This window comes from Massilia sp. CT11-108 (assembly GCF_047302915.1).
Lineage (GTDB): Bacteria > Pseudomonadota > Gammaproteobacteria > Burkholderiales > Burkholderiaceae_D > Telluria > Telluria orientalis.
In genome coordinates, this window is sequence record NZ_JBKYMO010001380.1 from 1 (window position 1) to 329 (window position 329).

1 protein-coding gene is annotated in these 329 nt (G+C 72.9%); it reads left to right on the forward strand.

The features are described from left to right. Positions 1-329 (forward strand): Ig-like domain-containing protein (locus ACEN88_RS34895; protein ID WP_413347004.1); only part of this gene is annotated, 329 nt, incomplete at both ends.

Below are 329 nucleotides of genomic sequence, written 5' to 3' on the forward strand. Positions count from 1 at the left end.
ACGGCCAAGGCCACGGATCTGGCCGGTAACACCAGCGCCGCCTCGCCGGCGCAGGGCGTCACGATCGACACCAGCGCACCGGCCGCATCGTCGACGCCGGTGCTGGACGCCGCCAGCGACACGGGCGTATCGAACAGCGACGGCATCACGGCCGCCACCACGCCGACCTTCACGGGTACGGCCGAGGCGGGTGCCACGGTCGACCTGTACGAAGGCAGCACGCTGCTGGGCAGCGCCGTCGCCACCGGCGGCACCTGGAGCATCGCCAGCGCGGCACTGGGCGCGGGCCAGCACACGGTGTCCACGATCGTGACGGATGCCGCCGGCAA